The sequence below is a fragment of the Mesorhizobium waimense genome, assembly GCF_003601975.1.
Classification (GTDB): Bacteria; Pseudomonadota; Alphaproteobacteria; order Rhizobiales; family Rhizobiaceae; genus Mesorhizobium; species Mesorhizobium waimense.
This window is the reverse complement of sequence record NZ_QZWZ01000018.1, coordinates 58,325-77,921: the sequence shown is the minus strand read 5'-3', so window position 1 is coordinate 77,921 and position 19,597 is coordinate 58,325. Positions and strand designations below refer to the sequence as shown.

Here is a 19,597-nt window from a genome sequence, read left to right as displayed (position 1 = left end):
CGGCGGACCTCGATCATTCCGAATGCTCCCGTCGTGCCGGAGAAAAACCCTCATCTCGTTCGCGCTCATGAAAGCCGCCCGCGCACACCTAATGACCATCATTGATACGGATCGCGGCACAGCGCGACAAAATGAAAAAGCCCGCCACCAGAGGCAGCGGGCGCTAGTTCGGGAGGAGAGCCCCTTTGCCCTTGGACAACGGTACACCTCGCTTAGCTGGATAATAAGCTCGCGCCGGTTGAAGCTCTGCATATTCAAGCTGCGTGACTTTTCTGCCACAAATAAAGAAGGCCCGCCACCATCGGCAGCGGGCCTTTGTTCCTTCGGGAATTTTGATCAGTAGTGGTCTGGCTGCTCCCTCTCGTCGTCGCCTTCGCGATCGTCTGCCGGTTCACCAAGCATGACGCCCTTGCTGTGGTTCTCGCACCAGCTTAGCAGCGGCTCCCCTTCTGGGTGATTCCACGTGTTGGGCTCGACCTTGCCGGCGAGACGCTGGTCAATGCTCTGTCCAGCCCAACTCATACGGCCCCACGGGCTTTCCCGTGACGTAGGATGGCGTTCGCAGGCGCCCATCATAGGCTCCTCGTCGCCGTTGTCCTCGTCGTCGCTATTGTCGCGCTCGCGGTCATCGTCGCCGATAGACGACTCGAAGCATGGCTGGAGAGACGCCGGAGCCGCCGCATGCTGATGGACCTCACGGACTCGCGATTGAAGGACATTGGCCTTTCGCGCGCCGACATTGTCAGCCCGGGCTGGGAGAACGATCATTTCTGACCTGTTCCAGTGATCGCGCCATGAACGCAAATTCGACTGTTTGGCTGTCGACGAGCGGCGTGAACTCGTGTGCCGATCTCGCGATGCCGCAGGTTGGATAAGGGCCGCACAGCTCAAGCCGGCGCCGATCCGGCAAAAATTCCCAATCATCGTCGCAGGTAATTTCCCGGCAGAAAAATCTTGACCCTGCGGCATCCAGATGCCTAACTTAGTCCGTAACTAGGATATACATTCCATAGATACGGAATAATAAGAAGGGAACAAAGATGAAGCGCTTAATGCAAATCTTCGCTTCGTTCGCGATGCTGCTGCCGGTGGTCGCATGGGCGGAGCCGCAGAAGGGGGGCGTGATCGACGTAGCCACCATCGGTGAGCCGCCGACGCTCGATCCGATGGCATCGACCGCCGACCTGGTCGGCATCGTCACGCAGAACATCTATGAGACCCTGTACACGTTCGACAAGGATTGGGGTGTTACCCCGCTTCTCGCGGCCGACATGCCGAAGGTTTCCGGTGATGGCCTGACCTACACCATTCCGTTGCGCACAGGCGTCAAGTTCCACGACGGGTCGGACATGGATTCCGCCGATGTGGTGGCCTCGCTGCAGCGCTGGATGAAGGTGGCGACGCGCGGCAAGCAGGCGGCGGAAGTCATCAAAGCGGTCGATGCCCCCGACGCCAACACCGTCAAGATCACGCTGGGCAAACCCTTCGCGCCGCTTCTTTCGCTCCTGTCGCTGAACAATGCCGCGGCCATCATCATCCCGTCCGAAAACGCCGGACAGGACCCGCTGACCAGCTTTGTCGGCACCGGCCCCTACATGCTGAAGGATCGCAAGCCGGACCAGTTTATCCAGCTCGTCCGTTTCGACGCATACAAGTCGCGCGACGGCGAGCCGAACGGCTATGGCGGCGCGCGCAAGCAATATCTCGACGAGATACGCTTCGTGCCGGTTCCAGACCCCAACACCCGCGTCGAAGGCGCGGTCGCCGGGCAGTTCGCCTATGTCGATTCCCTGCCGGTGGAATCCTTCGCCAAGATTTCCAGCGGCAAGACCAAGCCGGTCATCCTGAAGCCATTCGGCTGGCCGGTGTTCGTCATGAACACCAAGCAGGGCCTCAACGCCGACATTCGCATCCGCAAGGCGATCCAGGCAGCACTGGCGCCCAATGACATGCTGCTCGCCGCCTTCGGCTCCCCGGACTTCTTCGCGGTCGACGGCGCAATGTATCCGCAAGGCTACAAATGGCACACCGAAACCGGCACCGAGCCCTATAAGCCCGAAGGCGACACAGAGGCCGCCGCTGCGCTGCTGAAAGAAGCCGGCTATGACGGTTCGAAACCGCTGCGCATCCTCACCAGCCGCCAGTATGAGTTCCACTACAAGATGGCGCAGGTGGCGGCCGAATACCTCAAGGCCGCCGGCTTCAAGGTCGAGCTCGACGTGGTCGAATGGGCAACGTTGACCAAGAACCGCACCGATCCGGCGCTCTGGGACATCTACATCACGCACAGCCCCTTCCTGCCCGAGCCGTCGCTGACCGGCATCATGTCGGATACTTCGCCCGGCTGGTGGGTTTCGGATCGCAAGCACAAGGTGCTCGATGCCTTCAACGCGGAACCCGATCCGGCCAAGCGCGTCGAACTGTGGGCGCCGGTCCAGCAGGCGATCTATGACGAGGTTCCGGCCTTCAAGGTCGGCGATTTCAACGCGCTTGCCGCACAGGCACCGAACCTGCAAGGCGTCACCCCGGCGCCGTGGCCGTATTTCTGGAACGCCTATCTGGAAGGCAAATAGACGCGCCTCCGCCTGTCCCGCCGCACCCGCGGGACAGGCAGGCCGGGCGCCGGCCAACTCCCTCCGGCGCCCGGCGACATCATCGTCCCGAATGGAATACGGCTATGGAATGAAGGCCGATGCTGCGCTCGATCCTCAACCGGCTCCTCGGCATGATCGTCGTCATGGCGCTGGTCGTGACCATCGTCTTCGTCATCGTGCGCGTCACCCCCGGTGATCCGGCGGCGGTGATGCTCGGGCCCGACGCCAGCGCCGCCGACATCGCCGCATTGCGCACGAAGCTCGGCCTCGACGGCTCGATCGTCGAGCAGTTCGGGCGCTATGTTCTCGACCTCATCAAGGGTGACTTGGGCCAGTCGATCTTCCTCGGCGAACCGGTCACCAGCGCCTTGGCGCAGCGTGCCGAACCGACCTTCTTCCTCACCGTGTTTTCGCTCATCATCGCGACGCTGATAGCGCTGCCCGTGGGCATTCTCTCCGCCTACACGCGCGGCTCGATCTTCGACCAGGCCGCCACGACGGTCGCCATGTTTGCCGCCAGCGTGCCGAGCTTCTGGCTCGGCCTGCTGCTCATCCAGTTCTTCGCGGTCAGGCTGGGCTGGTTCGACACGTCCGGATATGGCGGTCCCGGCGCCTCGTTCGCCGACCGCCTCGCCCATCTCGTGCTGCCGGCGCTGGCGCTTGGCCTGGTCTCGTCGGCGCTGATCACCCGCTTCACCCGCGCCGCCATGCTCGACGTGCTCAACGACGACTATGTGCGCACCGCTCGTTCCAAGGGCATGAGCGAGTGGCGGGTGGTGCTGAAACACGCGTTCAAGAATGCACTGATCCCGATCCTGACCGTCATCGGCCTGACCGCGGCGCTGTTGGTTTCCGGCGCGGTGGTCACCGAAACCGTCTTTGGCCTTCCCGGCGTCGGCAGCCTCGTCGTTTCGGCGGTGCTCCGGCGCGACTATCCGGTCATCCAGGGCGCGTTGCTGGTCATCGCCGGCCTCTATGTGTTGGTCAATTTCGTCATCGACATGCTCTACCTAGCCGTCGACCCGAGGGTGCGCTACTGATGGCCGCGATCTCAAATCCGCAGCTGGCGGAGCCCGCCATGCTCTCGCGGCTGATGGGCCGCCCGACCGCCGCTGTAGGTGTCCTGATCCTCATCATCATTGCACTCGCCGCCATTCTGGCGCCGGTGATCGCTCCCTATGCGCCGACGAAGCTTTCGATCGCCAGCCGGCTGCATCCGCCGAGCTTCGCGCATCTGTTCGGCACCGACGATCTCGGACGCGATGTCTTCACCCGCATGCTGTACGCCGCCCGTACCTCGCTGTCGGTCGGCTTCGCCGTGGTGATCTTCGCCTCGATCATCGGCATCGTGCTCGGTCTGGCCTCCGGCTTCTTCAGGAAGCTTGATGCGCCGGTGTCGCGGCTGATCGACGCCATGATGGCCTTCCCGGACATTCTGCTTGCCATCGCGCTGGTCGCAGCACTCGGCGCGACGGCGTTCAACGTCGTCGTGGCACTCGGCATCGTCTACGCGCCGCGGCTGGCGCGCGTCGTGCGGGCCTCGACACTGGTCATCCGCGAACTGCCCTATGTCGAGGCTGCGCGGGCTCTGGGCGTGCCGACGCCGACCATCCTGGTGCGGCACGTGCTGCGCAACGTCACTTCGCCGCTCTTGGTGCAGGGGACCTTCATTTTCGCCAACGCCATCCTCGCCGAAGCCGGTCTCTCCTTCCTCGGCGTCGGCATCTCGCCCGACATCCCGACCTGGGGAACGATGATCAGTGTCGGCCGCCAATATATGGACCAGGCCGGCTGGATCATGATGTTTCCGGGCGCCGCGATCGTCATCACCGTGCTGGCATTGCAGCTCGTCGGCGACGGCCTGCGCGACCTTCTCGACCCCCGTCTGGCAAAGGATATCTGATGTTTGGCAACCGCTTTCCGACAGCCGAACGGCCGCTGCTGATCAGGAGTGCAAGGCCGACCGGCTTTGGCGCCGGTTTCGACCAGCCTGTCGACGTGATGATCGGCAAGGACGGCCGTGTCGCCGAGATCGGTTCGATGATCGCTGCCGGCGAGGATGCCAAAGTGGTCGACGCCAAGGGCGCGTTCCTGTCGCCGGGCTGGACGGACCTGCACGTCCACGTCTGGTATGGCGGCACCGATATTTCGATCAGGCCCGAGCAATGCGGTGCGGCGCGCGGGGTGACGACCATGGTCGACGCCGGTTCGGCCGGCGAGGCCAATTTCCACGGTTTGCGCGAATTCATCATCGAGCCGGGCAGGGAGAACATCTACGCGTTTCTCAATCTCGGCTCGATCGGCCTCGTCGCCTGCAACCGCGTCAGCGAACTGATCGACATGCGCTCGATAGACATCGACCGCACCATCGCCACCGTCGAGGCCAACCGCGATGTCATCATTGGCCTGAAGGTGCGCGCCAGCCACGTCATCACCGGCGGCTGGGACCTCACCCCGGTCCGGCTGGCAAAGAAGCTCGGCCGCATCCTGAAGCTGCCGATCATGGTCCATGTCGGCGAACCGCCGCCGCTCTACGACGACGTGCTCGGCCTGCTGGCGGAGGGCGACATCGTCACCCATTGCTTCAACGGCAAGGCCGGCGGCTCGATCATCGAGGACGACGACCTCTACCAGCTTGCCGAGCAGGCGGCGGCGCGTGGCATCGTGCTCGATGTCGGCCATGGCGGCGCCTCGTTTTCCTTCGATGTCGCCAAGGCGACGCTCGAACGCGGCCTGCCGCCGAAAACCATCTCGACCGACCTGCACAACCGCTCGCTCGACGGCGCGGTCTGGGACATGGCAACGACGATGTCGAAGCTGCTGTCGCTCGGCATGGCCTTCGAGGATGTGGTGGCGGCGTCGACAACCGCGCCGCGCCGCGCCATCCGGTTGCCCGCTGAGGGCCTGCTCGCGAAAGGCAAGCCGGCGGAATTCACCCTCTTCGATCTCGTCGACGCCGATCTGACGGTAAGGGATTCGCAAGGCGCGACCAGCCGGCTTTCCCGGCTGTTCGAGCCCCGCCACGCCATCCTTGGCGCCGAGGCGATCGCCGCTCATCGCCATGTGCCGCCGGAAGGCGGCGAAGGCGGCGGCCATGTCTGCCCGCACTGCGGGTGGAAATCATGACCGACGCGCTCGCAGCCGGCACGATCCTCTCGGTCCGGGATCTGAAGACCTGGTTCGTAACCCGCCGTGTCACCGCCAAGGCGGTAGACGGCGTCACCTTCGACCTCAGGCGCGGCGAGACACTGGCGGTGGTTGGCGAATCCGGCTCCGGCAAATCGGTCACCAGCCTGTCGATCATGGGGCTTTTGTCGCGGCCCGGCCAGATCGCCGGCGGCAAGATCCTGTTTCGCGACCGCGCCGAAAGACTGCACGACCTCGCAAGCTTCGCGCCGAAGGATTTTCGCAAAGTTCGCGGCAAGGAGATAGCGATGATCTTCCAGGAGCCGATGACCTCGCTCAATCCGCTCTACACGGTTGGCGACCAGATCGGCGAGATGATCGCGTTGCACGAGCCGATCGGCCGCCAGGCGGCGCGACAGCGTGCGCTCGCGATGCTGAAGCATGTCGAGATTCCCGATGCGGCCTCGCGGCTGGACGACTACCCGCATCAGATGTCGGGGGGAATGCGCCAGCGCGTCATGATCGCCATGGCGCTGGCCTGCAAGCCCTCGCTGCTGATTGCCGACGAGCCGACCACGGCTCTGGATGTGACCATCCAGGCGCAGATCCTCGACCTGTTGCGCCGCCTGCAGGCCGAGATGGGCATGTCGATCCTGTTCATCACCCACAATCTCGGCGTGGTGGCGGAGATCGCCCACAATGTCGTCGTCATGTATGCCGGCCGCGTCGTCGAGCAGGCGCCCGTCAACGACCTGTTCGCCCATCAGCGTCACCCCTATACAAGGGGACTGCTTGCCTGCACGCCGAATGCCGCGCGCGATCTCGGCGATGACGGTGAACGCCGGGCGCTCTATTCCATTCCAGGCAGCGTGCCGCCAATCACCGACTTGCCGCCGGGCTGCGCCTTCGAACCACGCTGCGACTTCGCCATTGCCCCCTGCCGCGCTGTACCGCCGCCGCTGGTGCCGGCTGGACCGCACGGCTCGTCGCGCTGCATAAGGAGCGCCGAGCTGTGAGCGTTTCCGTCACCCGGGAAGGCCGGCAGGAAACGCCGCTGCTCAGCGTGCAGGGCCTGACCAAGTATTTTCCTGCCCGCGACGGCCGCATCGTCCACGCAGTCGAAGATGTCAGCTTCGATGTCAGGCGCGGCTCGACCGTCGGGCTGGTGGGCGAATCCGGCTCCGGCAAGACGACGGCCGGGCGCGCGATTTTGCGGCTGGTAGAACCTTCAGGCGGCAGGGCTCTGTTCGACGGCATCGATCTGTTCTCGCTGTCGGCGCGCGACATGCGCGCCTATCGGCAAAGGCTGCAGATCGTTTTTCAGGATCCGTTCTCCAGCCTCAATCCGCGCATGCGCATCGCCGCCATCATCGGCGAGGCGCTCGACGCGCGCGGCTTTCCGCGCGGCCAGCGCCGCGCCGAGCGCGTCGCCGAACTGCTGACGCTGGTCGGCCTGTCACCCGACCACGCCAGCCGCTATCCACATGAATTCTCCGGCGGCCAGCGCCAGCGCATCGGCATAGCCCGTGCGCTTGCCGTCGAGCCTGAATTCGTTGTCGCCGACGAACCGGTCTCGGCCCTCGACGTCTCGGTGCAGGCACAAGTGCTCAACCTGCTCGGCGAATTGCAGAAGCGGCTCGGGCTGACGATGCTGTTCATCGCCCACGACCTTTCCGTGGTCGAATACCTCTGCGATGAGGTGGTGGTCATGTATCTCGGCCGCGTCATGGAGCGCGGTCCGAGCCGCCTCGTCTACGGTTTCCCACGCCATCCCTACACGAAAGCCCTGCTGGCGACGTCGCCGGTGCCCGATCCGACGCGCCGGCGGACCCATGTTCCGCTGCATGGCGACATTCCCAGTCCGATCGACCCGCCCTCCGGCTGCGTCTTCCGCACTCGCTGCCCCGAGGCGATTGCCGCCTGTGCGGGGGTCGTGCCGCCGGTCGAAGCTATCGGCGGTGGCCACCATGTGGCCTGTATCCGCCACCACGAATAGCTGCCTAACCGGAGTTTTCGCATGTGACCTGTTGCGCCGCGCTTTGCCGCCCTACAATGCCGCACGATCAGAGAACGTTGAGTGCCGATGCCGACGATAGCCGCCAGCCTTGAAACGCCTGCCGATAGCGAGGCCGTGCCTCGCCGTTCGCGCACCAGTGGCATCGATCGGGCGCTGCAGATTCTCGACTATCTGCAGAAACATGAGCGCCCTGCGACAGCCTACGAGATCGCCCGCTATATCGCAGCGCCCTTGTCGACCATCTATGTCATCGTCGACGATCTGGTCGAAAAGGAAATACTCGACCGTCAGGATGGCGGTCTGCTGTGGCTCGGGCCGCGCCTCTACCACTATGGGCTGACCTATGCGCGCACGCTCGACCTGCTCAACGTCGCCGTGCAGGAGATGCACGAACTGGCGCTGAACTCGCGCGAGACTGTCCAGATCTGCGGCCGCGACGACGACCACATGGTCGTTCTGGCCATGGAGGAAGGAAAGGATCATTTCCAGGTCACCTCGCGCGTCGGCACCCGTAGTCCGCTGAATTGGACGGCATCCGGCCGCATGCTGGTCGGACATTTGTCGGAAGACGAACGCCGCGAAATCTTTGCCCGCTCGGCCACCACCTCGCCGACCGGCCGCGCCGAGACCGACAAGGACGTTCTGGCCCGGACCGCCGCCGCAGCGCTGGAGGCGGGCCTGTCGATCCAGGCCGGCGAGTCGGATTTTTCGGTGGCCTGCATCGCGGCGCCGATTTGCGACAACCAGGGCGCATGCCGGGCAACGATTTCGATCGTCGTGCCCGACGTCAAACTGCAGCAAAAGGACCCCGACCTGATCGCGCTGGTCAAGGCAAGTGCAAGGCGCATCGAGTCACGACTGGGCTGGCGGCCTCGCCGAGCCTGACATCCGACCCTCGAAAGCCGCGGCTTGCCATCTGCAGGCACTCAAGCCGCGGCGAGCGCTCGTTTGAACTGATCTCAACAGTTTGGAATGCTCGCCCCGATGACGACGATATGCCATCCAGAAAGGCTCAGCGCGGCGGAAAGAAGCAGGGTGGCGAGCAGAGTCGACATCCCACGAAGATGTTACTATATAGCGGCGGCTTCGACGGCTCACCTTGGGTTGTGTCCGTGAAGGCGCTGTAAACGTGCTACATGTTGTGACACCTATTGTGATGCAAATCGGTCTTGAAGGCCGGGAAAAAGCAAATAGAAACAGCGCGTCGGATCGCTAACGATCCCGGGCAACAGTTCCATTATCCTCAACAGTCAGAACGTGCTCCTTGAACCTTCTCCTTCTCCTTTGTGGACCTTGGGCACGACCGGCTTGCCGGGCGGCGCCGACTCGGTTGGAATGGGAACATGCAGCCTTTGCGCGATGCGGACGTTTATGATTACCAACCGGCACAGCCGCTAGGGAAGCAGCAGTATGAGTGAACATGCGATCGAGTTTTTGCAGGGGTGGATTGGCGAGAAAGTCCATTGCCAGCCCGTGCCGGCGGAGATCGACAAGCAGGCCGAGACCCTCGCCAGGGAATGTGCGGCCAAGGCGGCTGAGGCCGGCATACCGCTGGAAGACATCCAGGAAGAAGTCGGCGACATCCAGGAACTGATTGCATCGCGGCTCGAAGAGGCGGCCGAAGCCGAAGAGCGCGAAGCGAATTCGGGTAAATCCTGACGAGCCGCCCGGCCGCAGGGTCGGTCAAGACGGCCCTTGCGGGCGCCTATCCCTTTGGGAATTTGGCCTGAAGCCAGGCCTTCGGCAGCGCCGGCACGAAATTGCCGTCTCGCCCGGTCATATCCTCATTGGCGACCAGCGCATTGAGGATCGCTTCCTCCACCCCCTGCACCACCGCGTCGAAGAACGGGTCGATATCGACATCCGGGATGAAGTCGGCGATGGCCATTCGGCCTGACGGCGCCAGCGCGGCCTCCGGATTGGCGGTCGAAAAGGCGAGAAAAATGTCGCCCGAGCTGTGGTAGCTGAAGCCGCCGGTCATGGCGATGCCGAGCGGCACCCGCCGCGCCAGCCGCTTCATCTGATGCGGCAGGAACGGCGCGTCGGTGGCGACGATGGCGATGACCGAACCCTTCTCAGTGCGCGGTGTGCCTTTTCGGATCGCCGGCTCCGCGAGATCGAGCCCGGCCCGCAGGCCGCGAAGGGTGAAATTGCGCCGCTTGCCGAAATTCGCCTGCACGAACACGCCGACCGTGTAGCGGCTGTCTTGCCATGCAACGACACGCGACGCCGTGCCGGAGCCGGCCTTGAAGCCAAATGAGATCATGCCGGTGCCACCGCCGACGCTGCCTTCCTCGATCGCGCCGCCGGCAGCGGCATCGAGCGCGACTTCAACATGTTCGAAGCTCAGATGATGACCGTTGATGTCGTTGAGGAAGCCGTCATAGGTCTCTGCCGCCACCGGCAGGCCCCAGGCGCTGTCGAGTGCGGCCGGCAGCACGCCCTGCATCCAGCGCAGCGTCCCGTCGCGCGAAACGCCGCAGGAATGCGTGTTGGTGATGGTGACAGGCAGGTTGAAGGCGCCGGTTTCCTCGATGATGTGCGATCCCGTCAATTCGCCATTGCCGTTCTGGCTGAAGTCGCCGGCGAACACCGGGGTGGCGAGTTCACCGAGCGGCCGCGGCAGGATGGCGGTCATCCCCGTGCGCACTGGCCCCGTGCCGACCCTAAGCGGCCCGTCGCCTGAGATCAGCGTTGCGTAGCCAACCGAAACGCCTGATACGTCGGTGATGGCGTTGAAGCGGCCCGGCGCCCCATCGAACGGGATGCCGAAGGCGCGGGCGCGCGGCTTGCCCGATGGCGTCCGAAGATGCGGATCGTATCCGGTCATGCCGTCCTCTAAAAAAGCGACCCCTGATTGCCCGGTTCCTTCGGTTTGGCGGGGGATTTGGCGGCCGGCTTGTCGATTGTCTTCGGCCGCGCCGTGCCGCCGGTCGCCACCGCATCCGCATTGCCGTCGGCAAACTCCAGCAGAAGCGCTGCCCCCGGTGCCACCTCCGCCGCCAGCTTGATCACCGCGCCGTCGGCGTCCTTGACCAGCGCAAAGCCGCGCGCCAGCACCGCCTTGTGCGACAGCGTCGCCAGCAATCGGTCGGCTTGCGTCAATTTTCCACGCAACCGGTCCAACTGTCTGGCAACCGCCTGGTCCTGCCGCCGCGTCAGCGCGGCCAGCGCATCCGCCTGCAGTTTCTGCCGCCTGGCGATCGGCGCCGGCGAAAGTCTGGTCTCTGTCCGCGCAAATCGGGCTCTGCGTTCGCGCACGATAGCGAAGAACGCCGCCTGCGCCCGCGCCAGGTCGCGGGCGGTCAGCGTGCGGGCCTCGTTCATGCGTCGGGACAAAGTGGCCGGCGTCAGCCGCTGCCCGGCAAGCCTTGCCCGCTTGCGATCGATGCTGACCGATAGCGCCCGGCCGAGCCGGTTGGTCGCCTCGTCGAAGCGTCGGCGCGGCAGCGCCAGAAGCTGGTCGGGCGAGGGCAGCGCCCGCGCCGCCGCACGCACCGCCTGGCGCTTGCGTTCGAAATTGCGTGAGGCCGCCGCCTTGAGCCGCGCGCTGAGGCTGGCGAGCGTCGCCTCGAGATCGGCTCTGACCGGCACGGCGATCTCGGCCGCACCCGTCGGCGTCGGCGCCCGCACATCGGCGGCGAGATCGATTAGCGTCCAGTCCGTCTCGTGGCCGACGGCGGAAATCACCGGAATGCGCGAGGCGGCGACAGCCCGCGCCAGGCCTTCGTCGTTGAAGCCCCAGAGGTCCTCCAGGCTGCCGCCGCCGCGCGCCACGATCAGAAGGTCAGGCTGTGGAATTGCCCCATCCCAGGCCAGCGCGTTAAAACCGTTGACGGCGGCGGTCACTTCAGCGCCTGCCGTCTCGCCCTGCACCCTGACCGGCCAGACCAGCACATGCAGCGGAAAGCGATCCTTGATGCGATGGATGATGTCGCGGATCACCGATCCGGTCGGCGAGGTGACGACGCCGATCGTGCGCGGCATGAACGGTAGCCGCCGCTTGCGGCCGGCATCGAACAGGCCTTCGGCCTGAAGCCGGCGCTTGCGTTCCTCCAGCAGCGCCATCAGTGCGCCGGCGCCGGCGGGCTCGAGATTGTCGATGACGATCTGGTAGTTGGATTTGCCGGGATAGGTGGTCAGCTTGCCGGTGGCGATCACCTCCATCCCTTCCTCGGGACGGAATTTCAGCCGGCTCATCGTGCCTTTCCACACAACCGCGTCGAGCCGGGCGCGATCGTCCTTCAGCGCGAAATAGGCATGGCCGGAAGAATGCGGACCGCGATAGCCCGATATCTCGCCACGCACGCGAACATTGCCGAAGACGTCCTCGACCGTGCGCTTCAGCGCGCCTGAGATTTCGCTCACCGTGTATTCGGTGGCGTTGGTGCGTGATTCGGATGCGTCGCTCATGGCTCGATTGGGGAGCGGTTGTCGGCCTGCGTCAAGGCGGGGCATCAATCGTCGCTAATATTATAACGCGATCTTAAGGTCGATTTGCTTTGACTGAAGGCAATTCAAAACGGCCAAGGACGCATGAGCGCACGCCCCAACAGCAGCCCGTTGACGCATCAGGTCACGCTGACCGTGCTGATGCTCGCCGCCTTTGCCCTAGCGATGGTCGTCGGCTTTGGCATCTACGCTACCGCCCAGGCCGACCATGTCTCGCTCGAACGGCAGAAGATCTTCTTCGCCAATGGCCTGAAGGATCAGATCGCGGCGGTCGTGCGCGAGCAGGAAAGCGTTACCGTCTGGGATGATTCCGTGATCAACACCAGGGCTGGCAACCTGAGCTGGATAGAGGAGAATCTCAGCACCTGGATGTATTCCTACTATGGCCACAACCGGGTCTACCTACTCGACGCCGCGAACCGCCCGGTCCACGCCATGCGGGAGGGCAAGGTGCTCGACCCATCCGTCTATGGCGAGGACGAGCCTGCCCTGCAGCCCACCATCGCAAAGCTGCGCGCGATGATCGCCGAGCCGCCGAAGGGTGACACGTCCGACGCCCCGGCCAAGCTGGCCGCCGAGGACCTTGTGTCGCTTGGCGGCAAGCCCGCCATCCTTAGCGTCATGCCGCTGGTGCCGAGCACGGACCGGCTCACCCAGGAGCCGGGCAGCGAATATCTGCATGTGTCGGTGGAATTCATCAACGACGCGGTGATCGGCAAGATTGCCGAAAAGTACCTTCTGGATAGCGCCCATCTGTTGCCGCTTTCGCAGCCAGCCGCCTCGGCCACCATTCCGCTGGTGGATTCGCGGGGTGTCATCCTTGGCTATATCGGCTGGGACCAGGAGCGCCCCGGCTTGACGCTGGTGCGCAAGACAGCTCCAGCTTTGATCATCGGCCTGCTGCTTGCGGCAAGTGTGCTAGCATTCCTGCTGCGCCGCCTGCGCCGCGCGTCGTCCGCGCTGCAGACCAGCCAGGACCAGGCACAATATCTCGCTTTCCACGACACGCTTACCGGCTTGCCCAACCGGGCCCTGTTCGAGGACCGGCTGCGGCGCGCTTTGCTCACGACCGGCCATGACATGGGAAGGGTGGCGCTGCTCTATATCGATCTCGACCGGTTCAAGCACATCAACGATACGCTCGGCCATCCGGCGGGCGACGAACTCGTACGCCAGACCGCGGCCAGGCTTCAGCACACGATCCGTGAAGTCGATACCGTGGCACGGCTGGGCGGCGACGAATTCGCCCTGATCCTCATCGACATCCGCGATATCAGGGCTGCCGAGGATATCGCCGAGCGGCTGCAGCAGAAACTGCAGGAGCCGTTCAAGCTGATGGACGACCAGGTCTTCGTCAGCGCCAGCATCGGCATTTCGCTCTCGGCCGGCGCCGATGCCGATGCCGACGATCTGCTGCGCAAGGCCGACATCGCGCTTTACGAAGCCAAGAAGAACGGCCGCGGCCGGCATCAGGTGTTTGCCGGCGACATGGACGACCTTCTGCTGCGCAAGCGCAAGGTCGAGAGCGAGCTTCGCAAGGCGCTCAATGGCGGAACCGGCATCAAGCTGGCCTACCAGCCGGTCTTCGCCACCAACGGCAAGACCATCCTCGGCGCGGAAGCGCTGATCCGCTGGGGGCATGAGGTCCACGGCGCATTGCCGGCCGCACAATTCATCGCCATCGCCGAAGAACGCGGCATGATCGTTCAGCTTGGCGCCTGGGTGCTGCTCGAAGCCTGCCGCTTTGCAGTGCGCACCGAACTGCCATGGCTCGCCGTCAACGTGTCGCCGCTGCAATTGCGCGACGCCGGCTTTCCCGAACAAGTTGCGTCAATCCTCGCCGAGACCGGGCTGGCGCCACAGCGCCTGCAGCTCGAGATTACCGAAAGCGTGCTTTTGGAGAACAGCGACACGCCGAGGGCGGCTTTGGCCGCCTTGCGCCAGTCGGGCGTCGATATCGTGCTCGACGATTTCGGCACCGGCTATTCGTCGCTCGGCTATCTGCGCCGCCATGCCATCGACAAGCTCAAGATCGACCGCACCTTCGTGCGGCTCCTCGACGGTGACGGGAATTCGGCGGCGATCGTCAAGGCGCTGATCGATCTCGCCATCGCGCTTGAGGTCGAGGTCACCGCCGAGGGCGTCGAGACCGAGGCGCAAAAGACGCTGCTGGTCGCGATGGGCTGCCGGCAGCTGCAGGGCTTTCTTCTCTCGCCGCCGCTCGAGCCGGCGCAGTTGCTCAGTCTTTCCGGCCCAGCCTCGGAGGAAAACGACAGGCCGGCGGTCGTACGCGCTTGAGGCCACCTACCAGCCGGGCAGGATCTGGTTGGGCTTGGTCCGCTTGATCTTGGTGAAGGCCAGTGCGGCGAAATCGAAGCTTCCCGTCTCTTCGCCGAGCGGCACGGAAATGTTGTCTAGGCTTTCCGAGATGTGGCGGGCAAGCGCGTCGACGATCTCCGGCTGCGAGGTCTGGCCGCGCATGATGCCGATCCGGCAGTCGGGCAGGGTACCGAAGCCGTCGGCTTCGCCAAGCACGCGCATGCCGGGCCGCAGCGCGCATTCCGGCAGCACCGAGATCGCCAGGCCTGACAGCACCGCGGCGGTGATGACGGTGGCCGAGAAGCTGGTGAACAGGATGCGGTATTCGCGGGCCTGCCGGTCGAGCACATCGACGGCGGCGCGGCGCCAGATGCAGTTCGGCCGGCCGAATGCCATCGGCAGGATCTCCTGCTCGTGCGTCGCGTGGTTGGCCGAAGTGACCCACAGCAACGGCTCTCGCCGCACCACTTCCGACTGGCCGCGCGTGTCGTTATGCGTCACCAGCGCCAGATCGAGATTGCCGCGCTTGATATGCTCGACCAGGCCCGGCGTCGGTTCGCAGATGACGGTCAGTTCGACCCGCGGGTTTGAGCGCGTGAACCTGGCCATGATCTCCGGCAGGAAGCGATCGGCATAGTCGTCCGGCGTCCCGATGCGGATGGTGCCTTCGAGCCGCCGGTCGTCGAAGGCAGCAAGCGTTTCACGATTGAGATAGAGCAGCCGTCGCGCGTAGGAGAGCAGCTTGTCGCCTTCTTCCGTCAGCTTGTTGGTGCGCCCGTCCTTTTCGAACAGCGGCTTGCCGAGCCGCTCCTCCAGCCGGCGCATCTGCATGGACACCGCCGATTGTGTCCGGTGCACCTCCTCGGCCGCGCGGGTGAAACTGCCGGTGTCGGCGATCGAGATGAAGGTCTGCAACTGATCGAGATCGAGCGGCGCTTTCATCGGGTCAATCCATCATTGATGTTGATGCTAAAGATTAGAAACATTCGTTGGATTAATCAATCGGGCCGTGGCAAATTTGCATTGTCCACATGAAGGCATGTGAATCGAGACCGGAACGGCGCTGTGCTCCAGCGCCAGTCGGCCGGCTTCGTCTGTTCGAATCTGAAGGAGATCGACATGACCACGTATGATTTCGCCACCGAGACCTCGCGCATCACCACGCGTCCGGCCGTTGCGACGCGTGTGATCAATGCGGTCGCCAACGCCTACCAAGCCTGGAAAAACCGCCGCGCCTTCTATCGCCTCGGCGAGATGTCGGACGCCGAGCTTGCCGATATCGGCCTGACGCGCGGTGACCTGCACGTCGCCATCGACCTGCCGTTTGGCCGCGATCCGACCGCGAAGCTGCGTTCGATCGTGAGCGACCGGGCCGATACGATCGAGGATCTCGCCCGCAAGGTGGCCTGATCGCGGTTGCTTGCTGCTTGGGTGCTCATGAACCTTCTTGAGGTTCGGCGCGACCAAGGTTTATGGCAGGCGTCCCACTCCCTGCCGGTTCCCCGCCGGCTCGCCTGCATCCTGCCCGGTCCTCCCAAGGACCGGGCTTTTCTTTTGGTGAGGAAGCGCCCGACGCGGCTGTCTACCGCCGGTTCATGCCGCGCTTGAACTGGTCGAAGATCGATTCCATGCCCTTCTGATAGTCGTCACGCTGCTGGGCGCCGGTCTCGAACATCTTGCCGAACAGATCGTCGAACGGGTTCCTCGGCCTGCCGCTCGGATTGGCCTGCGGCTGCGGTGCCTGGCGCGGCTGCGGCGCCTGCGGCGCTGGCTGGCCGCCCGGCATGCCGAACCCGCCGCCGCCTTGCCGCATCATCTCCTCGAACATCTTGCCCAGCGGATTGTCGCCATACGGGCTCTCAGTCTGCTGCGGTTGCGATTGCCGGCCCTGCGGCTGTTGCGCGGCGCCACCGAACATGTCCTGCAGGACCTTGCCGAGCGGGTTGTCGCCATAGGGGTTGGGTGCCTGCTGCGGCTGGCTTTGCGGCTGCTGCGCACCACCGCCGAACATGTCCTGCAGCACTTTGCCGAGCGGGTTGTCCATCGGGCTCTGCGGCTGCGGCGCCTGGCGTTGCTGCGGCGCCTGCGCGCCGCCGCCGGCCTGCCGCATCATCTGCTCGATGATCTCGCCGAGCGGATTGCCGCCGCCGCCGAAACCGCCTGCCGCCTGCATCTGGCTGGTGGTCTGCTTGAACAGTCCACCCATCATCATCGAGGCTATCGCTGGCAGCATCTGCTGCAGCACCTGCTGGCTGAGGCCGGTCGCCTGCGCCGCCTGGCTGGCCACGGCTCGCGACAGGTCCTTAGAGCCGAACAGATGCCCCAAAATGCCGTTGCCTTCATCAAGCCCCTGTGGCGAGAAGGCCCTGCTTGCGTCCTCGAAGTATTTGGCGTGCTGGCCGCTGGCCATCGCCGTCATGAAGGCGCCGAGCCCATAGGGGTCGGCGGTGTTGCGCCGCAGCCCTTGCGAAAAGGCCGGCAGCAGCGCCTCGACCGCCGACTGCGTCTGCTGCATTGAAAGCCCGAACTGCTGGGCAAGCGCCTGCATGCCGTTGCCGTTCTGGGCTTGCGCCAAAATGTCGAACAAGGAAGGCATAGGTCTCTCCTCCGGAAATCCTCTCGGGAGAAACCTAACGCATCGGCCCGAAAATCGGTATCGATTTTCGGAAAGCACGATGCGTAGATTCCTTTGCGCGTCCAAGAGGACGCGCGGCGCTCTAGTTTGTTTCCACCGCCGATTGAAGCGGCTTTTACGGCCGGGCCATGCCCCGCTGGCTCAATATGCGTATTCCATGAACACCGGCTCGATCGAGCCGCCCCAGCGCGTGTGGTAGGCCGAAAGCATTTCCTCGGCGCTGGTGGTGCCGCGCGCCACGACTTCGTCGAGCGTGTTGAGGAACGAGGTCTCGTCATAGCCATCGCGGTTCTTCTTGCCGCGGTTCTTCAGCCCCATGCGCGAAATGACCAGCACGTCGCGGGCGATCTCGCGCAGCGTCGTGTTGCGGAAGGGCGCAGCAATGCCGTGTTCGGGCACGGCGTTGCGCATCGCCATGACCTCTTTGTAGGTCCAGCTCGAAGTCAGCGCCTCGGCCGCGTCGAGCGCCGCCTCGTCATAGAGCAGACCGACCCAGAAGGCAGGCAGCGCGCAAATACGCCGCCATGGTCCGCCGTCGGCGCCGCGCATTTCGAGGAAGCGCTTCAGCCTGACGTCCGGGAACAGCGTCGACAGATGGTTCGCCCAGTCGCCCATCGTCGGCAGCCCGTCGGGCACCTCGTTGCGGGCGGCACCTGCCATGAACTGGCGGAAGGTGACGTGCGTCATGTCGTGATAGTGGCCGTCGCGGATGACGAAATACATCGGCACGTCGAGCGCCCATTCGACATAGTCGGCGAAGCCGAAATCGGGCGAGAAGCAGAATTCGAGCAGGCCCGAGCGCTGGTTGTCGGTGTCGCGCCAGATGTCGCCGCGCCAGCTTTGCAATCCGTTCGGCCGGCTCTCGGTGAAGGGCGAGTTGGCGAACAGCGCCGTCGACAGCGGTTGCAGCTTGAGCGAGACCTGCATCTTGCGGCGCATGTCCGCCTCGCTCTCGAAGTCGAGATTCACCTGGATGGTGCAGGTGCGGTACATCATGTCGAGGCCTCTGGTGCCGACCTTCGGCATGTAGCGCGTCATGATCTCATAGCGCGACTTCGGCATTTTCGGCGTGTCGGCCAGCGACCATTTCGGGCTGCCGCCAAGGCCGAGGAAGCGAATGCCCATCGGCTCGGCGATCTCGCGCACCTGCGCCAGATGCGCATTGCCCTCGCGGCAGGTCTGGTGGATCGACTCCAGCGGCGCGCCGGACAGTTCGAACTGGCCGCCGGGCTCCAGCGAGATCGCGCCCTGACCGGTCGGCTCGACCAGGCCGATGATGCGGCCATCATCGATGATCGGATCCCAGCCGAGCTTTTCCTGCATGCCCTCGAGGATGGCGCGGATGCCGTGCTCGCCGCCATAGGGCACCGGCGCGTTGCCGTCGACATAGAAGGGGAATTTCTCGTGCTCGGTGCCGATGCGCCATTTGTCGCGCGGCTTGTTGCCTTCGGCCAGGTGCTCGACGAGTTCGTCGACGCCTTCGATCGGCCGGAAATCGGTTGTGTCGCGTGCCATGAGAAGCCCTCCCGCACATGACCCCTGAAAATCGGTTCGATTTTCGGAAAGGTCATGTGCCAATCAAAGTGCTACAGCGTCCTTTGCGCGTCCGAAGGACGCGCGGCGCTGTAGAGCGGTGGGACAACCGCCGGGCGCTAGATGGACGAAATGTCAGTAGCCGATCAAGCGAAAAATCCTGAGCCACGCCTCAACAGGATTTGATCACCAATCCCCGATTGTCGCCTGCATCACCGCCAGCGCCGCCACAGCCGCCGTATCGGCGCGCAGGATGCGCGGTCCGAGCGGAATGGCGGTGACGAAGGGCAGTGTCCGCAGCATCTTGCGCTCGTCGTCGGAAAAGCCGCCTTCCGGCCCGACAAGCAGCCCGAGCTTCTTGTCCCGCACCGCCTGCAGTGCCGGCAGCGGATTGTTGGTCGAGGCATCCTCGTCGCAGAAGATCAGCCGGCGTTCCTTGTCCCAGCCGCCGAGCAGGCGTTCGAATTTCTCGGCCTCCCGCACCTCCGGCACCGCCAGGATGCCGCATTGCTCGGCCGCCTCGACGACATTGGCACGCAGCCGATCGATGGAGGGCTTTGCTACCTGCGTGTGCTGGGTGATGACCGGCTGCAGAATGCCGGCGCCCATCTCGACCGCCTTCTGCACCAGATAGTCGAGCCGCCCCTGCTTCAGCGGCGCGAAGCAGTAGACGAGATCGGGCAGCGGCGGCTGCGGCCGCTGCAGGGCGAGCACCTTCAGTCGCACCGCTTTCTTGGACTTTGCGGCAATCGCCGCCGACCACTCGCCGTCGCGGCCATTGAACAGCAGCAGCTCGGCGCCTTCGCCGAGCCGCAGCACATGCATCAGATAGTGGCTTTGCTGCTGGCCGGCATCGAATTCAATGTCTGCTCCGAGATCGTCAGGCACGAACAACCGCTGCATCTTGTAATTGGCGCGCAT

General features: G+C 64.4%; 18 protein-coding genes. 11 read left to right on the top strand and 7 right to left on the bottom strand.

Annotated features, from left to right (window positions below):
• Window positions 1-336: 336 nt before the first annotated feature.
• Complete coding sequence (locus tag D3227_RS42245; protein WP_120016471.1) at window positions 337-522, bottom strand: hypothetical protein; 186 nt, start codon at window positions 520-522, stop codon at window positions 337-339.
• Between the two features lie 30 nt (window positions 523-552).
• On the opposite strand from D3227_RS42245, the gene D3227_RS44060 reads away from it, so the two are divergent.
• From D3227_RS44060 to D3227_RS22360, 9 genes are all read left to right on the top strand, one after another.
• Window positions 553-774 carry a DUF1127 domain-containing protein gene (locus D3227_RS44060; RefSeq protein WP_120016470.1) on the top strand — a complete coding sequence of 74 codons (222 nt, stop codon included), beginning with the start codon at window positions 553-555 and terminating at the stop codon, window positions 772-774.
• A gap of 266 nt (window positions 775-1,040) precedes the next feature.
• The gene (locus tag D3227_RS22395) at window positions 1,041-2,573 is read left to right on the top strand and encodes an ABC transporter substrate-binding protein (protein ID WP_120016469.1); all 1,533 of its coding nucleotides are present in this window, start codon (window positions 1,041-1,043) and stop codon (window positions 2,571-2,573) included.
• A gap of 119 nt (window positions 2,574-2,692) precedes the next feature.
• The gene (locus D3227_RS22390; RefSeq protein WP_167480799.1) at window positions 2,693-3,634 is read left to right on the top strand and encodes an ABC transporter permease; all 942 of its coding nucleotides are present in this window, start codon (window positions 2,693-2,695) and stop codon (window positions 3,632-3,634) included.
• Window positions 3,634-4,497: an ABC transporter permease gene (locus D3227_RS22385; protein WP_120016468.1), complete on the top strand. Its 864-nt coding sequence runs from the start codon at window positions 3,634-3,636 to the stop codon at window positions 4,495-4,497. The genes D3227_RS22390 and D3227_RS22385 overlap by 1 nt, the downstream gene beginning before the upstream one ends.
• Window positions 4,497-5,720, top strand: coding sequence for an amidohydrolase/deacetylase family metallohydrolase (locus tag D3227_RS22380; protein ID WP_120016467.1), 1,224 nt, complete (start codon window positions 4,497-4,499; stop codon window positions 5,718-5,720). Before D3227_RS22385 ends, D3227_RS22380 begins: the two co-directional genes overlap by 1 nt.
• On the top strand, window positions 5,717-6,736 hold the full coding sequence (locus D3227_RS22375; RefSeq protein WP_120016466.1) for an ABC transporter ATP-binding protein: 1,020 nt from the start codon (window positions 5,717-5,719) through the stop codon (window positions 6,734-6,736). The genes D3227_RS22380 and D3227_RS22375 overlap by 4 nt, the downstream gene beginning before the upstream one ends.
• Window positions 6,733-7,716, top strand: coding sequence for an ABC transporter ATP-binding protein (locus D3227_RS22370; protein WP_120016465.1), 984 nt, complete (start codon window positions 6,733-6,735; stop codon window positions 7,714-7,716). Before D3227_RS22375 ends, D3227_RS22370 begins: the two co-directional genes overlap by 4 nt.
• 87 nt (window positions 7,717-7,803) lie before the next feature.
• Window positions 7,804-8,622: an IclR family transcriptional regulator gene (locus tag D3227_RS22365; protein ID WP_120016515.1), complete on the top strand. Its 819-nt coding sequence runs from the start codon at window positions 7,804-7,806 to the stop codon at window positions 8,620-8,622.
• A gap of 525 nt (window positions 8,623-9,147) precedes the next feature.
• A complete protein-coding gene (locus D3227_RS22360; RefSeq protein ID WP_120016464.1) occupies window positions 9,148-9,396 on the top strand; it encodes a DUF768 domain-containing protein in 249 nt (82 codons plus the stop codon).
• 46 nt (window positions 9,397-9,442) lie between these two features.
• On the opposite strand, the gene D3227_RS22355 is transcribed toward D3227_RS22360, so the two are convergent.
• Both D3227_RS22355 and xseA read right to left on the bottom strand, forming a co-directional pair.
• Complete coding sequence (locus tag D3227_RS22355) at window positions 9,443-10,567, bottom strand: DmpA family aminopeptidase (protein WP_120016463.1); 1,125 nt, start codon at window positions 10,565-10,567, stop codon at window positions 9,443-9,445.
• A gap of 8 nt (window positions 10,568-10,575) precedes the next feature.
• On the bottom strand, window positions 10,576-12,150 hold the full coding sequence (xseA, locus tag D3227_RS22350) for an exodeoxyribonuclease VII large subunit (protein WP_120016462.1): 1,575 nt from the start codon (window positions 12,148-12,150) through the stop codon (window positions 10,576-10,578).
• 123 nt (window positions 12,151-12,273) lie between these two features.
• Here xseA and D3227_RS22345 point away from each other — a divergent pair, with 123 nt between their 5' ends.
• Window positions 12,274-14,487: a bifunctional diguanylate cyclase/phosphodiesterase gene (locus tag D3227_RS22345; RefSeq protein WP_120016461.1), complete on the top strand. Its 2,214-nt coding sequence runs from the start codon at window positions 12,274-12,276 to the stop codon at window positions 14,485-14,487.
• A 6-nt stretch (window positions 14,488-14,493) separates the two neighbouring features.
• Here D3227_RS22345 and D3227_RS22340 read toward each other — a convergent pair whose 3' ends face one another.
• Window positions 14,494-15,450, bottom strand: a complete 957-nt coding sequence (locus tag D3227_RS22340; protein WP_120016460.1) for a LysR substrate-binding domain-containing protein — start codon at window positions 15,448-15,450, stop codon at window positions 14,494-14,496.
• Window positions 15,451-15,627: 177 nt separating this feature from the next.
• On the opposite strand from D3227_RS22340, the gene D3227_RS22335 reads away from it, so the two are divergent.
• Window positions 15,628-15,918 (top strand): DUF1127 domain-containing protein, encoded by a 291-nt coding sequence (locus D3227_RS22335; protein ID WP_120016514.1) that lies wholly within the window; start codon window positions 15,628-15,630, stop codon window positions 15,916-15,918.
• 172 nt (window positions 15,919-16,090) lie between these two features.
• Here D3227_RS22335 and D3227_RS22330 read toward each other — a convergent pair whose 3' ends face one another.
• The 3 genes from D3227_RS22330 to D3227_RS22320 all read right to left on the bottom strand — a co-directional run bounded on the left by D3227_RS22330 (window position 16,091) and on the right by D3227_RS22320 (window position 19,597).
• Window positions 16,091-17,104, bottom strand: coding sequence for a DUF937 domain-containing protein (locus D3227_RS22330; RefSeq protein ID WP_120016459.1), 1,014 nt, complete (start codon window positions 17,102-17,104; stop codon window positions 16,091-16,093).
• Window positions 17,105-17,284: 180 nt separating this feature from the next.
• On the bottom strand, window positions 17,285-18,658 hold the full coding sequence (locus D3227_RS22325; RefSeq protein ID WP_120016458.1) for a glutamate--cysteine ligase: 1,374 nt from the start codon (window positions 18,656-18,658) through the stop codon (window positions 17,285-17,287).
• 204 nt (window positions 18,659-18,862) lie between these two features.
• Window positions 18,863-19,597: a 16S rRNA (uracil(1498)-N(3))-methyltransferase gene (locus tag D3227_RS22320; RefSeq protein WP_120016457.1), complete on the bottom strand. Its 735-nt coding sequence runs from the start codon at window positions 19,595-19,597 to the stop codon at window positions 18,863-18,865.